We start from the raw sequence: 14,241 nt of genomic DNA, 5'->3' as shown, positions 1-14,241 counted from the left end.
GGCATCGGGGACATCGGGGGAAGGGGCCGGGGCGTGGAGGTCAACCTCTCGTTCGGCGAAGGCGGCGAAGGCGGCGACGACCGCGCTGGTGGCGCAGGCGGAGAAGGCACCGAAAGTACGGCGTCAGTGCTTTCGCTGTACCGCTGGCTGCTGGCGGAGCCCGAACTGCGCGGCCAGGCACAGGTGTCCACCGCGGCACGGCACACGGCGCCGGGAAGCATGGGCGACGGGCTGGATCTCGTCAACGTCGTCCTCGCCAACAGCATCGCCCTGGGCGGCCTGGTCACCGCCGTCGCCGCCTGGCGGGGCTCGCGCCCGCGTCCGCCGCAGGTGCGGCTCGAACGGGACGGCGTCGTCGTCACCTTGCGGGACAGCTCACCGGAGACCGTCGAACAGGTCCTGCGGCTCTGGAACGAGGGCGCAGGGCCCGCGGCCGCCCCGGCGGACGGAGATGACGAGTAACCGTGGCGCTGCTGTCGGATCCGGCCCGCTCCGAGGCCGTACTGGTCGGTGTCCACGACTACACCCGCCTGGACGACCTGCCCTCCGTCGCCCGCAACCTGCAAGGTCTGCGCGAAGTGCTCACCGATCCCGCCGTCTGGGGGCTGTCGGACGACGCGTGCACGGTCCTGCCCCAGCCGGGCAGCGCCGGACAGGTCCTCGACGTGGTCCGGGAACGGGCGCACCAAGCCGTGGACACCCTGCTCGTCTACTACGCCGGGCACGGTCTGATGGACCCGCACACCGAGGAGCTGTACCTCGCCCTGCCCGACTCGGACGGCGAACGCGAGTACACCTGGCTGCGGTACGAGTACCTGCGCAGGGCCGTGCTCGACCCGCGGGCCCGCGCCCGCAGCACGGTCCTGATCCTCGACTGCTGTTACAGCGGGCGGGCCCTGGTCGGCAAGATGAGCGCGAGCGCGCACCTCGCGGACCAGGCCGTGGTCGACGGGACGTGCGTGCTCGCGTCCTGCGCCGAGACCCGGCCCGCGCTGTCCCCGCCCGGCGAGACGTACACCGCGTTCACCGGCGAACTGCTCACCACCCTTACCGAGGGGGTGGCGGGCAAGCCCGATCCGCTGGACATGGACACCCTCTACCGGGACGTGCGCCGCGCCCTGACCAGCAAGTCCCGCCCGGTGCCGCAGCAGCGCAACCGCAACCTCGGCGGTGACATCGCCATCGCCCGCAACCGGGCGGTATCCCGCGGCGCCATGCCCTGGCCGGAGCGGCGGCATCTGGACATCCTGCAGCAAGAGGCCGAGGAGCGGCTCAAGCGGATCGAGCGGCGGGCCGAGCAGATGCGCCTGGAGAGCGAGGAGTTGCGCCAGGAGGCGGAGCGCCGCGCCCGCGAGACGCTCGAGACCGCGCAACGCCTCGCGTCGGCCGTGGCGGCCGTGCCCGACCCCGGCTTCGAACCGTTCTGGTTCGCGGTGCCGGTCGCGCGCCCGCTGATGGGCGAGGACGGATCGTTGCAGCCGGTGGCGGAGCTCGCACCGGGCGTCTGGCATCTGGCGGCCGAGCAGCGCGGCACGGCGTACGTCACCCTCACCCAGGAAGGCCTGCGCGGCTTCCTGCTCGACACGTCGGGCATAGAGCGGGGGATCAGCGAGAAGCCCGACGCGCAGGCCCTGAAGTCGGGCGCCCCGCACGGCGGCAGCGACACGGCGACGTCGAGACGGCGCACCGAGCGGACCGTGCGCGAGGCCCGGCGGCTGGCCGACGCGGTGAGTGCCGCGCCCGACCCCGGCTTCGAGCCGTTCTGGTTCGCGGTGCCGGTCGCGCGTCCGCTGATGAGCGTGGACGGCGACTTCGAAGAGGTGGCCGAGCTGCAGCCGGGTGCGTGGTACCTGGCGGGAGAGCGGCGGGGCGAGGCGCTGCTCGCGCAGTCCCAGGACGGCCTGCGGGGGTTCCTGCTCGACACGTCGGGCATCCAGCGGGGGGCGAGTGAAGGGCCCGGCGAGATGACCGCCGGATTCGACGCGGACTTCGAGCTGTTCTGGTTCGCGGTGCCGGTCCCGCGTCCGCTGATGAGCGTGGACAACGACGACGTAGAGGTGGCTGAGCTGCTGCCCGGCACGTGGTATCTCGCGATCGGGCGCCAGGGCGACGGGCTCATCGCGCTGGACCAGGAAAGCCGGCGGGGCGTCCTGCACAACACGGACGGCATCCAGCGCGGCTGACCGAAGCCCGCACCCCGGGCCGTCAGAAGGGCCCTGCCCGCTGCGCGAACCATTGACATGTCACCCCGGCGCGGAGAAGCTCCATCACGCCCGTGTTAACGCTAACACCGGGCCGACACACACCTGGGGGAGCCGCCCATGTCAGGTAGTCGTCACCTCCTTTCTCCGGCGTCAGGTGCTCCGCTCGACCGCCGCGCCCTGCTGGCCGCGGCCGCCGCCGGGGCGTTCGCCACTGCCTGTGGGACCGCGAGCGGGCAGCCTCCCGGGAGGGTCGCCGTGCTGGGGGACAGCGCGGCGTGGGAGAAGCCGATGGTCGCCGCGGGGGCGGCGATGAAGGCGGCGGCAGGGCTGCGGCTGGTGCCTGAGGTCAATCCGTCCCTGGAGTCGTTCGAGCAGGTCGTCAAGTCCTCGCTGCGCACCAGCAAGACGCCGGACATGCTCAAGTACTGGTCGGGCTACCGGCTCCAGGACCTCGCCCGCACCGGCGGCATCGTCGACCTGACCCGGCAGTGGGACAGCGCCGTCGGGAAGGGATGGGTCGACGCCTCCTTACGGGACGCGTTCACCCACCGGGAGCGGGTCTACGGCCTGCCGATGAACCTCGCGTACTGGGTGTTCTTCTACAACATCGAGGTGTTCGAGGAACAGCAGCTGCAAGTCCCCGTCACCTGGGACGAGTTCCTCGCCGTCTGCGCGCGGTTCAAGAAGAGCGGGATCACCCCGCTGCACGGCTCGGCGGCCGATCGCTGGCCCTCCTTCATCTGGTTCCAGGAGGTCCTCAGCCGCCAAAATCCGCAGTTCTACGAGGACTTGATGAACGGCCGCGAGCGCTACACCGACCCGCGTGCCGAACGCGCCCTGCGCACCCTGGAGTCCTTCTTCGACAAGGACTGGTTCACCTCCATGGACATGAGCCACGCCGACGCCGCCGCTGCCGTCGTGCACGGCAAGGTCGGGATGGTGCCCTGCGGCACCTGGCTCGGCTCGACCCTGGTGGGCGCGGGCGCGAAGCCCGGCAAGAACCTCGGTGCCTTCGTGCTGCCCATGGCCGACCCGAAGGCCCGGCCCTGCGTCATCTTCGAGTCCAGCGCCCTCGTCTCCACCGTCAAAGGACCCGACAGGGCCGAGGCGTTGAAGGCCACGGACAACTGGCTGCGGCCCGCCGTCATGAAGGCCTTCTCGCACAGCCTCCAGGACGGCTGCCCCAACCCGCGGGTCGAACCCCCGAACCCGGTGATCGCCGGCCTCGCCAAGAAGGTGCGGGGCGACAAGCTCTGGCTGCTCAACCGCTTCTGGGAACAGGGCCCGCCCGAACTGGTCGAGGCGACCGTCGACGACCTCGCCGGGTTCCTGCTCAACCCCTCATCGGCCCGCAGCACGCTGCGGACCATGCAGGACCGCGCGGACGAGGCATGGCAGGTATGGCGGGAGGCGGAGGAGACATGACCGAGACCGCCACCCCCGCCCCGCACACCGCGAAGCCCGTGCGCCTGCGCCGCCGTGTCCCCATCCGCAGCCCGCATCAGGCCGCCCGCGGCAACGGCAGGCTCGGCGGTCCGCTCGCCGCGCTGCCCTGGGCCCTGCCCGCCTTCGCCTTCGTCGGCGTACTCCTGGTCTACCCCTTCTTCCGCAGCGTCTACGACAGCTTCTTCGAGGACAACGGCTTCACGAGCAGCTTCGTCGGGTTCGACAACTACGCCCGGCTCGCCGACGACCCGATCCTCGGCCGGTCGCTGCTCAACACCCTGATGTGGGTGGCCGGAACGCTGCTCCTGCCCGTCCTGGCCGGACTGCTCATCGCCGTCGCCACGCACCGGATGCGCTTCGGCGGCATCGCCCAGCTGGTGATCGTGCTGCCGTACGCCATCTCCGCCGCCGCCACCGCGGTCCTGTGGAACTTCATGCTGACCTCCGACGGCGCGGTCAATCAGGTACTTCGCGGGATCGGCCTCGACTCGTGGGCGCAGACCTGGCTCCTGGAATGGCCGCAGAACACGCTCTCGATGATCGTCGCCAGCACGTGGCAGGCCACCGGGCTCAATGTCGTCCTCTTCGCGATCGGCCTGCGCGCCATTCCTCAAGACACCGTCGAGGCCGCCCAGTTGGACGGCGCGAGCGGCTGGCGGATGTTCCGGTACATCACACTTCCCCAGCTGCGGGCCGTCACGGTCGTCGTGGTCGGGATGGCCGTCGTGAACAGTCTCAAGGCGTTCGACATGATCTGGATCCTCACCAAGGGCGGCCCGTCCCGCTCCTCCGAGACGCTCGCCCTGAGCATGTACCGCGAGGCGTTCCGCCTCTTCCACATCGGCTACGGCTCGGCGATCGCCCTCGTCCTCTCGGTGATCGTCGTCGCCTCCTCCTGGATGTATCTGCGCCGCCAGATGCCCGAGGCCGCATCGCGCGCCACCACCGCCAAGGCCTGAGGAGGCTCCTCATGGGTCGCACCGTGCGCCATCTCTTCGTCGCCGGATGCGTGCTGCTCTGGCTGATCCCGCTGTATCTCCTCGTGGTCAACGCGCTGACGCCCGCGACCGAGTACGCGGGCAAGCCCGAGTGGACCGTCCAGGGCTTCGACCTCGTCGAGAACGTCAGAACCGCCTGGGACGTCGCGGGCATCGGCGACAGCTTCCAGGCCTCGCTGCTCTACGCGGTGGTGTGCGGCCTGGCCGCTGTGCTCGTCGCGGCCATGGCCGCGTTCGCCGTCGTCGTCCTGCCCATCCCCCGGCCCGCCTTCTGGTTCTGGCTGATCTACTCCGGCACGCTCTTCCCGCTGCAGATGTTCCTGGCACCGCTCTTCGGCCTGTACGCGGACGCCAACCTGTACGACACGCGACTGGGGCTCATGCTGGTCTACTCCGCGTGGGCCGTGCCGTTCGCCTTCTTCCTGATCCGTAATCAGATGACCACGATGCCGCCCGAGTTGACCGAGGCGGCGCTCATCGACGGGGCGTCCTTCCGACGGATCTTCTGGCGTATCCACGTACCCCTGATGAAGGCGGGGCTCGGCGCGGCCTTCATCTTCCAGTTCACGGCCGTCTGGAACGACCTGCTCCTGGGCATCACGCTCAGCCGCAGTCCCGACGTCCAGCCCGTGATGGCGGCCCTTGCCACCCTCAACAACGCCTACGCATCGACGGGGCCGCCCGTCATCCTGGCGGGCGCGCTGATCGTCTCCGTGCCCACGCTCCTCCTCTTCCTGGTGTTCCGCGGCCTGTTCCTGCGCGGCGTCACCGCATCCACCCACTGAGCCCCGTATACCGTCCGCCGCCCCACCGGGAGAGAACCGCATGACGACACGCGCCCTCGTCCGCACGACCGACTGGGACAACGACCGGATACGCGACAGCCTGCGCTCGTCCGTCATCACCGCGGAGGGCAGCCTCGGCGGCGCCACGCTGCGGCTGACGGAGGAGCCGCTGCTGCGCGAGGCGGCGGACGGCACGGGCCTGACGCAGTCGCTGCGGGTCGAAGCGGTCAACGGGGCAGGCGTGCCGTCCGAGTTGACCGTCCGCACCGAGTCCGGTGCCGCGCTCCCCGTCGAGCGGCTCACCGGCCCCGGTGGCTCCGTACGCCTCATGGTGCCCGCCGTCGACACCGAGACCCGCCTCACGCTCTGTCTGCCGGACGCCGCCGATGTCACCGAGGGCATCGACGTACGGCTCACTCCCCAGCGCCGCTGGACCCTCCACCTGATCCACCACTCCCACCTCGACATCGGCTACACCGACCCTCAGGGCCATGTCCTCGCCGAGCACCTCTCCTTCCTCGACTCCTGCCTCGAGCTGACCCGGGCCACCGACGACTGGCCCGCCGAGTCCCGCTTCCGGTGGTGCGTCGAGTCGCTGTGGTCGTTCCGGCAGTGGGCCGACGCGCGCCCCGCCGAGCAGGTCGAAGAGTTCGTACGCCGGGTCCGCGAGGGACGCATCGAGCTGACCGCGCTGCCGTTCAACCTGCACACCGAGACCTGCTCGACGGACGAACTGCACGAACTCCTGCGCCTGGCACACGAAGTGCGTGACCGCTACGGCGTCACCTTCACCTCCGCGATGCAGACCGATGTGCCGGGCGCGGTCGTCGGTCTCGTCGACGCGTTGTCCGCCGCCGGGGTCAAGTACCTCTCCGTGGCGCACAACTGGGCCGGACGCTCCGTGCCCCATCTGGTCGGCGGCGAGAAGCTGCCGCGCCTGTTCCGGTGGCGCGCGCCCAGCGGCAACAGCGTCCTCGTCTGGGTCACCGACACCCCGCACGGCCTCGCCTACATGGAAGGCCCGCTGCTCGGCTTCGACACGGCCTACGCGGACGTGGACGACCTCCTTCCCGCCTACCTCACCTCCCTGGCCACCAACCCCTACCCCTACCGCGGCGGCATCTTCGGCTGGGCCATGGACCAGACCGAGGTCAAGCGCGAGCCCTACCCCTGGGACGTGCTCCATCTGCGCGTCCAGGGCAAGTTCGGCGACAACGCGCCGCCCCGCCGCATCATCGCCGACACCGTCCGCCGCTGGAACGAGACCTGGGCCTTCCCGCAGCTGCGGCTCTCCCGCAACGAGGACTTCTTCACCGACGCCGAGGCCAGGCTCGGCGACGACATTCAGACCTTCGAGGGTGACTGGACCGACTGGTGGGTCGACGGAGTCGGCTCAGGCGCGCGGCCGCTGTCCCTGGCCCGCACCGCCCAATCCGTGGTCGCCGACGCCCAGACCATCGGCACGTTCGCAGGACTCCTCGGCGCCACGGGGGCGGAGGAAGACAGCGCGGACGCGTCCGGGGTCTACGAGGCGGTGTCGCTCTTCGACGAGCACACCTGGGGCGCCGGCGACCCGTGGACCCACGGGGACGAGGGCGGCCACTCCGGTGAGCACCAGTGGCACTGGAAGTACGGGCAGGCCATGCGCGCGTACGACGACGGAAACGCGCTCCTCGGCAGGGCGAGCGCACGGCTGGGGCAGCGCCTCGCGACGGCTCCGGGCGCGGCGGCCACGTACCACGTGATCAACACCTGCTCCTGGCCGCGCACGGACGTCGTACGGATCTTCCTGCCGGAGAGCAGCGTGCCGCTCGAACAGCCGGTGGCCGTCCACGACGCCCGCAGCGCCCGCCGAATCGCCCACGAGGAGGAACCCCAGACCAACGACGACCACCGAGACGCGGGACGCTTCCTGCTCATACGCGTGAACGACGTCCCGCCCACGGGCTCGGTACGCCTGGACATCACCACGGACGCGGCACGAGCGGGGGAGCGACCGGAGCACACGGAGCACACGGAGAGCCCGGAGAGCACGGCGGTGAAGGCCGCGACCGGCTGGAATCCCACCGGTGGTACCGAGCGGGAGGATCCGGCGGAGAGTGCCGTCGCGGCGCATGCGCGGCTTGAGCCGACGCTTCTGGAGAACGAGCATCTCGCCGTTCGCGTGGACCTGGCCCACGCCTGCATCGCCTCCGTCATCGACAAGGCGACCGGCCGCGAACTCGTCAGGCAGGGCGCGATCGTCGGCTTCAACGGCTACATCCACGACAGTTACACCACCGCCGGGGCCTTCAACCACAACTCCAGCCGCACCACCGCCTCCGACCGCCTCGAACACCTCGGCGCCCGCGCCGTCGCCCCGCCCGCCGCGCTCATCGCCCGCCGCTCCACCGCGATGGCCGAGTCGATCACGTACGAGACGCGTCCGGCCGGCGCCAACCGGTTGCGCACCACCCTCACCCTGCCCGTGGGCGTACCACGCCTGGACATCGAGAACCGCCTCGACAAGGACGCGACGCTGCGCAAGGAGAGCGCCTACTTCGCGTTCCCCTTCGCCTTCGACGAGCCGGTCGTCCGGATGGAGGCCTCCGGCGGGCTCACGGGCAACACCCTCCCCGTGGTGCCGGGTTCGGCCCTGCACATGCGGGCCGTGCGCCGCTGGGTGACCCTCGCCGACGAGGGCCTCGCGGTGGCCTGGTCCACGCAGGACGCGCCCCTCGTGCAGTTCGGCAACATCGCGCTGCCGTACGCGCCCTTCCCGAAGACCATGGGGCACGACGAGCCGGCCACCGTCTTCTCCTGGGTCCACAACAATCTCTGGGACACCAATTTCCCCGGAGAGCAGGGCTTCGAGTTCACCTTCCGCTACAGCCTCGCCTGCGCCACGACCGCCGAGGGGCTCGGCCCCCGTACGGCCGCGGCCTGGAGCCGCCCGTTGCGCGGCGTGCGGGCCAGGGGAGCGGAGGGCGCAGGCTCGGCATCGCTCGCCTTCGTCGATCTCGGGGACGCGCGGGTCCGCCTGGTCGGCTGCACCGTCCCCCGGCCCGGTGAGGTCCTGCTGCGGCTGCAGTCCTTCGCCGAGCAGCCGGTGGCCTGCCCGGTGCGGGTCCACTTCCCCGTCACGGCCGCGTACAGCGCCACCTATCTGGGGGCGGTTGGCCATGAACTGGGCGTCGCGCAAGGTGCGTTGACCGCCCAGCTTCCTGCTCTCGGCACAGCTGCCGTGCTCTTGACACGTCCCTGAACCCGTATCCCCGCACCCCCGTGAAAAATCTCCGCACGAAGGAGCATGCGTGTACCGGCTCGACCCGCGTTACCCCCCGGCACCGGGGACCGTCCTGACCGTCGGCTGGGAGGCCGTGGCTGCCCAACTGCCGGGAGAACCCGCGGTCGTGGCCGTCGAGGGGCCGCCGGCAGTCGACTGGGAGACCCTCGCGGCGCGGCTCACCGCCGCCTGCCCCGTGCCCGTACGCACCCTCGACATCCATACGCGCTACGCGCCCCCTGCCGACGTACGGCGCCGCACCATGAGCGCACCGGACGCGGACGACCCGTACTACTGCAAGCTCGCGGAGAACCCCCTCACCGACCTGTTCGACGAACTCCCACGGGACGACGGCGATCTGGAGGGGCTGCTGCTCGTGTACGGGCCGGGTGCCTCGCTGGTCCTGCATGACGTGCTCTGGTACGCCGACCTGCCCAAGCGGTACGCGGAGTCCGCGGTGGCGGCAGGGGAGGGGAGCAACCTCGGACTGCCTGGCGAACACGCCGAGTTGAAGCGGCTCTTCTTCGTGGACTGGCCGATGCTGGACCGCCACCGCGACGCGCTCGCCAGGCAGCTGGACGGCTGGGTGGACGTGCAGGACCCCGAGCGACCGGTGTTCGTCGACGGGGCAGGGCTGCGGGCCAGCTACGCCCAGCTCGCACGCCACCCCGTGCGCACCAGGCCGTTCTTCAACTCGACGCCCTGGGGCGGGCATTGGGGTCAGCGCGCGCTCGGCTTCAACCCCCGCGCACGCAACACCGCACTCGGCTACGAACTCATCGCCCCGGAGGCGGGCATCCTCATCGGCGACAACCCCGAAGCGCAGGCGGAGGTCCCCTTCCAACTGCTCTGCGTCCTGCACCCCGAGGAGGTGCTCGGAAGGGAGGCGCACGCCCGCTTCGGCACGTCCTTCCCGCTCCGCTTCGACTACCTGGACACCGTGGGCGGCGGCAACCTGTCGGTGCACTGCCACCCCAAGGAGCCGTACATGCGCGAGCGGTTCGGCTGGCACTACACCCAGCACGAGACGTACTACATGACGCTCGGCAGCGCGGACACCCGCGTCTATCTCGGCCTGCGCGAGGACGCCGACATCGGCCTCTTCCGCAAGGAGATCGAGGAAGCGGCGCACGACGGGGTGCCGATGGACCCCGCGGACCACGTCATGACGTTCCCCGCCGAACAGGGCAGACTCTTCATGATCCCGGCAGGCACCCCGCACGCGAGCGGCGCCGGAAACCTCGTCCTGGAGATCAGCGCGACCCCGTACCTCTACAGCCTGCGCTTCTACGACTGGCTGCGGCCGGACGCCGACGGCAACCCGCGCCCCCTGCCCTACGAACACGGCCTCGCCAACCTGGAGACACGGCGGCGCGGCGACGCCGTGACACGCGATCTCGTGCAGGAGCCGTACGTCCTGCGCCGCGGGGACGGCTGGTACGAGGAACTGCTCGGCGCCCTGGATGAGATGTTCTACGAGGTGCGGCGCTACACGCTCGCCGCGGACGCCGTCGCCGCGGACGACACGGCAGGACGGTTCCACGTCCTGAACGTGGTCGAGGGGGACGCGGTCACCGTGCTGACCTCGGCGGGGGAGCGGCACACCCTGGCGTACGCGGAGACGCTGACGGTGCCCGCGGCCGTCGGCGGCTACCGCCTGGAGGCGGGGGACGGCCCGGCGAAGGTGGTGAAGGCACTGGTGCGGGACCGCCGGGCCGCGGGCGTGAGCGCGGGACACCCGTGAGAGCCGTCCTGGAGATGGGCGGCACCCATGTCACCGCCGCCCTGGTGGACTCCTTGCGCACGCGGGTGATCCGCAGCGTCCGCCGACCGCTCGACGCGCGGGGCGACGCCGAGCACGTACTCGGCACGGTCGTGCGCTGCGCCGGGGACCTCGAGGTGCCCGCGGGGCAGGTGTGGGGCGCCGCCGTGCCGGGACCCTTCGACCACGAGAAGGGCATCGCCCGCTTCGAAGGCGTGGGGAAGTTCGACCACCTGTACGGCGTCGACGTGCGCTCGGTGCTGCTCGACGGCGTGTGGCCCAGACCCGCCGACGTGGTGTTCCTCAACGACGCGCACGCGTTCCTGCTGGGGGAGTGGAGCGCGGGGGCCGCGGCCGGCCATCGGCGCTGCGTGGGCATCACCCTGGGGACAGGCGTCGGGTCGGCGTTCCTCGTGGACGGCGGCCTGTGCCGGGAAGGGCCGGGGATACCGCCCGAGGGACGCCTGGACCTCATGAGCTGGTCCGGCGCCCCGCTGGAGCACACCGTCTCGCGGCGGGCGATCCTCGCCCGCTACGGCGACGAACGCGGAGTCGACGTGCGGGGCATCGCCGAGCGGGCGCGCGCGGGCGAACAACGGGCCGCACGGGTCCTTGACGAAGCCCTTGCCGCCCTGGGTACTGTCCTCGCCCCGTGCCTGCGTGACTTCGGCGCCTCGGCGGTCGTCGTCGGCGGCGCCATGGCGCTGTCCTGGGACCTGGTCGGCCCGGCCCTGCGCACCGGCCTCGGGGATACTCCGGTGACACCGCGCCCCGGCACGCTGGGCGCGGACGCGGCGCTGATCGGAGCGGCCGAGTATGTGGGGGCTGCCGGGAGGTGAGGCGGCCCCCGGGAAAGGACACACATGACGATGCCCGAACCGCGTCCCCCCATGGACGGTCCGCCCACGCTGCGCGATGTCGCCGAGCGGGTGGGCGTCAGTGCGATGACCGCATCCAGGGCCCTGCGCGACGACCCGCGCGTCCTGCCGGCCACCCGTGAACGCATCCGCGTCGCGGCGGCGGAACTCGGCTACCGGCCCAACGAAGTGGCCCGCAGCCTGCGTCTGGGGCGCGGCACGGGCCTGGTCGGACTCGTCGTCACGAACCTGGCCAACCCCTTCTACTCGCGGTTCGCCCTCGGCGTCGACTCCGTCATCGCGGGCGACGGCTTCAAGACCGTCATCGGGAACACCGGCCAGGACCTGGACGCCGAACGCGAGCTGGTCGCCGACCTGGTGGCCCGCCGCGTCGACGGCATCATCGCCGTCCCCGCAGCGGCCGACCAGCGTCATCTCGCCGCCGCGGCCGCCGACGGCGTGCCCGTGGTGCTCGCCAGCAGGCCGCCCGAAGGGTTCGACGCGGACTGCGTCCTGGTCGACGACTTCGGCGGGGCCCGCGCCGCCACCGCCCGGCTGATCACCCGCGGGCACCGCCGGATCGGCTTCCTCGGCTCGCCGCCCGCCGTCTACACCGGCACCGAGCGCCTGCGCGGGTACGCGGCGGCCCTCGCCGCACATGGCATCCGCCTCGACGAGGACTACGTACGGCAAGGACAGACCGAACCGCGCGAGGCCCGCCGTGCCGCGGCCGAACTCCTCGCGCTGCCGGAACCGCCCACCGCGCTGTTCTGCTCCAACAACCGCAACACCATCGGCGCGTTCCGTGCCCTGCGCGCGTCCGGCACCGACACCGCGCTCGCGGGCTTCGACGACTTCGAACTGGCGGACGCGCTCGGGCTGCCGCTCACCCTCGTCGCCTACGACAGCGACGAGATCGGCCGGGCGGCGGGCAGGCTCCTCGCCGACCGGATGCGGGGGAGGGAATCCGACCCGGGCAGGAAACTGGTGGAGGGCCCGGCGCGCCGCATCGTGACGCCCACCAGCCTGGTGGAGTACGGGAGTTGAGACTCGCGGGGGTCACCGGCCCCGGTGGTTCTACGCGTTGGCGTCCGGCTCCGGCTGCGCGCCTGCGCGGCGGCGTTGGCGCGAGGCCCGCAGGTTGGCGGCGTTGCCGCAGTCGCGGGTGGAGTGCCAGACGCCGCTGTTGTTGCGGGAGCGGTCGTAGAACGCCGTGGCGCAGCGGTCGTTGCGGCAGATCTTCAGGCGGCGCCACTCTCCGGTGGTCTGGGCGAGCAGCGCCTCGCACAGCACGGCGGACGTCAGCCAGCGCCAGCCCTCGCCCTCGGGCTCGGTGGTCAGGGCGGCGTCGCCGTGCAGGTTGACCTGGAGGGCGCAGGAGGTGAAGCGGGCGGTCTCGCCGCTCGTCGTGCCGCACCGGGAGAGCAGGGCACGGCGCAGCTGTTCGCGCAGCTGCCGCAGCTTGGGCAGGTCCTCATCGGTGAGGGTGAGCCGCACCGCCGTGCGTCCCGTCCTCTCGGCCCAGGTGGGGAGCGCGACGGACACCCAGCCCTGCGCGGCGGCCAGGTCCCCGAGGAGATCGGCCTCGGGGGCGTGGCCGGTCGGTGCGGTGTTCAGGATGTCCTGCACGAGCCCCAGGCCGCCGGGAACGGCGGTGGGGAAGTAGCGCTCGGTGGCAGGCCAGGTCATGCGCATATCGTACGCGACCGCGGGCGACAGCAGCGTGGGGCATTGACTGCTGTCGCCGTGCGGCGCCGTCGGCCGGGCTTGCTCAGACCAGGCTCTTGAGGAGCGACTTGTCGAAGGGCAGGGCCTCACCGAGCCGGTTCTCCAGGGCCTTGGCTGCCCACTCCGGGTCGGCGATGAGGGCACGCCCCACCGCGACCAGGTCGAACTCGTCCCGCTCCAGGCGCTCGACGAGCGGCTCGATGCCGGTCGCCGCGGACGGCGCCGCCCAGCCCTGCGAACCGATGAACACCTGGTCGAGGCCGACCGAGCCCACGGTGACCACCGGCACCCCGGACACCTTCTTGACCCAGCCCGCGAGGTTGAGGTCGCTGCCCTCGAACTCGGGCTCCCAGTAGCGGCGGGTGGAGGCGTGCAGGACGTCCACGCCCGCGTTCACCAGCGGGGTGAGCAGGCGCTCCAGCTCCTCGGGGGACTGGGCGAGCTGCGCGTCGTAGCTGCCGGCCTTCCACTGCGAGAGCCGGAAGAAGACGGGGAAGTCGGGCGAGACGGCGGCGCGTACGGCCGCGACGATCTCCGCGGCGAAACGGGTGCGGGCCTCGATGTCACCGCCGTAGCCGTCCGTGCGGCGGTTGGTGCGCTCCCAGAGGAACTGGTCGAGCAAGTAACCGTGCGCGCCGTGCAGTTCGATGCCGTCGAACCCGATGCGCTCGGCGGCGGCCGCGGCGTCGGCGAACGCGCGGATCACGTCGTCGAGGTCGTCGGCGGTCAGCGTGCTGCCCTTGGGCTGCCCGTCCAGGTCGATCCCGGAGGGGCCCGCCGCGGGAGCGGACGGCACCGGGCCCTTGCCCTCGTCGCGCGTGATGCCGACGTGCCAGAGCTGCGGAATGATCTTCCCGCCCGCTCCGTGCACCGCGTCGACCACCTTGCGCCAGCCTTCGAGGGCGTCTTCGCCGTAGAAGCGCGGGACCCGGTCGCTCGTGCCGGCCGAGGGGTGATCGACGTACGTCCCCTCGGTGACGATCAGGCCGACCCCGGCGGCGGCCCGGCGCGCGTAGTACTCCGCCACGTCCGCGCCCGGCACGCCGCCCGGCGAGAACTCCCTGGTCATGGGGGCCATCACGATGCGGTTGCGCAGGGTGAGGCTGCCGACGCTGAAGGGGCGGTCGAGGGTCTGGGAAGTGCGCGCGGTCTGTGAGGCCGAGGTCATGTGTCCTCCTGGCAGGGAACGAGGGGGG

The 14,241-nt window shown here is 71.6% G+C and carries 10 protein-coding genes and 3 pseudogenes; 11 read left to right on the top strand and 2 right to left on the bottom strand.

Annotated features, from left to right (window positions below; genetic code table 11):
* The first annotated feature begins 33 nt into the window (after positions 1-33).
* From AB0M70_RS02550 to AB0M70_RS02500, 11 genes and pseudogenes are all read left to right on the top strand, one after another.
* Complete coding sequence (locus AB0M70_RS02550; RefSeq protein WP_365815509.1) at positions 34-462, top strand: hypothetical protein; 429 nt, start codon at positions 34-36, stop codon at positions 460-462.
* A 2-nt stretch (positions 463-464) separates the two neighbouring features.
* Positions 465-1,139: pseudogene (locus AB0M70_RS02545) on the top strand (caspase family protein); the annotation flags it as partial.
* A 273-nt stretch (positions 1,140-1,412) separates the two neighbouring features.
* Positions 1,413-1,604: pseudogene (locus AB0M70_RS02540) on the top strand (hypothetical protein); the annotation flags it as partial.
* A 129-nt stretch (positions 1,605-1,733) separates the two neighbouring features.
* Positions 1,734-1,943 (top strand): annotated as a pseudogene (locus AB0M70_RS02535) (hypothetical protein); the annotation flags it as partial.
* A gap of 378 nt (positions 1,944-2,321) precedes the next feature.
* The gene (locus AB0M70_RS02530; RefSeq protein ID WP_365815507.1) at positions 2,322-3,629 is read left to right on the top strand and encodes an extracellular solute-binding protein; all 1,308 of its coding nucleotides are present in this window, start codon (positions 2,322-2,324) and stop codon (positions 3,627-3,629) included.
* Positions 3,626-4,609, top strand: coding sequence for a sugar ABC transporter permease (locus AB0M70_RS02525; protein WP_365815505.1), 984 nt, complete (start codon positions 3,626-3,628; stop codon positions 4,607-4,609). Before AB0M70_RS02530 ends, AB0M70_RS02525 begins: the two co-directional genes overlap by 4 nt.
* Positions 4,610-4,620: 11 nt before the next feature.
* Positions 4,621-5,433, top strand: coding sequence for a carbohydrate ABC transporter permease (locus AB0M70_RS02520; protein ID WP_365815503.1), 813 nt, complete (start codon positions 4,621-4,623; stop codon positions 5,431-5,433).
* A 40-nt stretch (positions 5,434-5,473) separates the two neighbouring features.
* On the top strand, positions 5,474-8,677 hold the full coding sequence (locus AB0M70_RS02515; protein WP_365815501.1) for an alpha-mannosidase: 3,204 nt from the start codon (positions 5,474-5,476) through the stop codon (positions 8,675-8,677).
* Between the two features lie 49 nt (positions 8,678-8,726).
* On the top strand, positions 8,727-10,442 hold the full coding sequence (locus AB0M70_RS02510; protein WP_365815499.1) for a hypothetical protein: 1,716 nt from the start codon (positions 8,727-8,729) through the stop codon (positions 10,440-10,442).
* Positions 10,439-11,299, top strand: a complete 861-nt coding sequence (locus tag AB0M70_RS02505) for an ROK family protein (protein ID WP_365815497.1) — start codon at positions 10,439-10,441, stop codon at positions 11,297-11,299. Before AB0M70_RS02510 ends, AB0M70_RS02505 begins: the two co-directional genes overlap by 4 nt.
* 30 nt (positions 11,300-11,329) lie before the next feature.
* A complete protein-coding gene (locus AB0M70_RS02500; RefSeq protein ID WP_365816261.1) occupies positions 11,330-12,364 on the top strand; it encodes a LacI family DNA-binding transcriptional regulator in 1,035 nt (344 codons plus the stop codon).
* A 30-nt stretch (positions 12,365-12,394) separates the two neighbouring features.
* Here the strand turns inward: AB0M70_RS02500 and AB0M70_RS02495 are convergent, their stop codons facing one another.
* Both AB0M70_RS02495 and AB0M70_RS02490 read right to left on the bottom strand, forming a co-directional pair.
* Entirely contained in the window at positions 12,395-13,006 is a 612-nt protein-coding gene (locus tag AB0M70_RS02495) for a CGNR zinc finger domain-containing protein (protein WP_365815495.1), read from the bottom strand.
* Positions 13,007-13,088: 82 nt separating this feature from the next.
* A complete protein-coding gene (locus tag AB0M70_RS02490) occupies positions 13,089-14,213 on the bottom strand; it encodes an NADH:flavin oxidoreductase (RefSeq protein ID WP_365815493.1) in 1,125 nt (374 codons plus the stop codon).
* Positions 14,214-14,241: the final 28 nt, after the last annotated feature.

The organism is Streptomyces sp. NPDC051214, assembly GCF_040682375.1.
Taxonomy (GTDB): domain Bacteria; phylum Actinomycetota; class Actinomycetes; order Streptomycetales; family Streptomycetaceae; genus Streptomyces.
The sequence above is the reverse complement of the archived record's forward strand: the minus strand, read 5'-3'. Positions and strand labels throughout refer to the sequence as shown.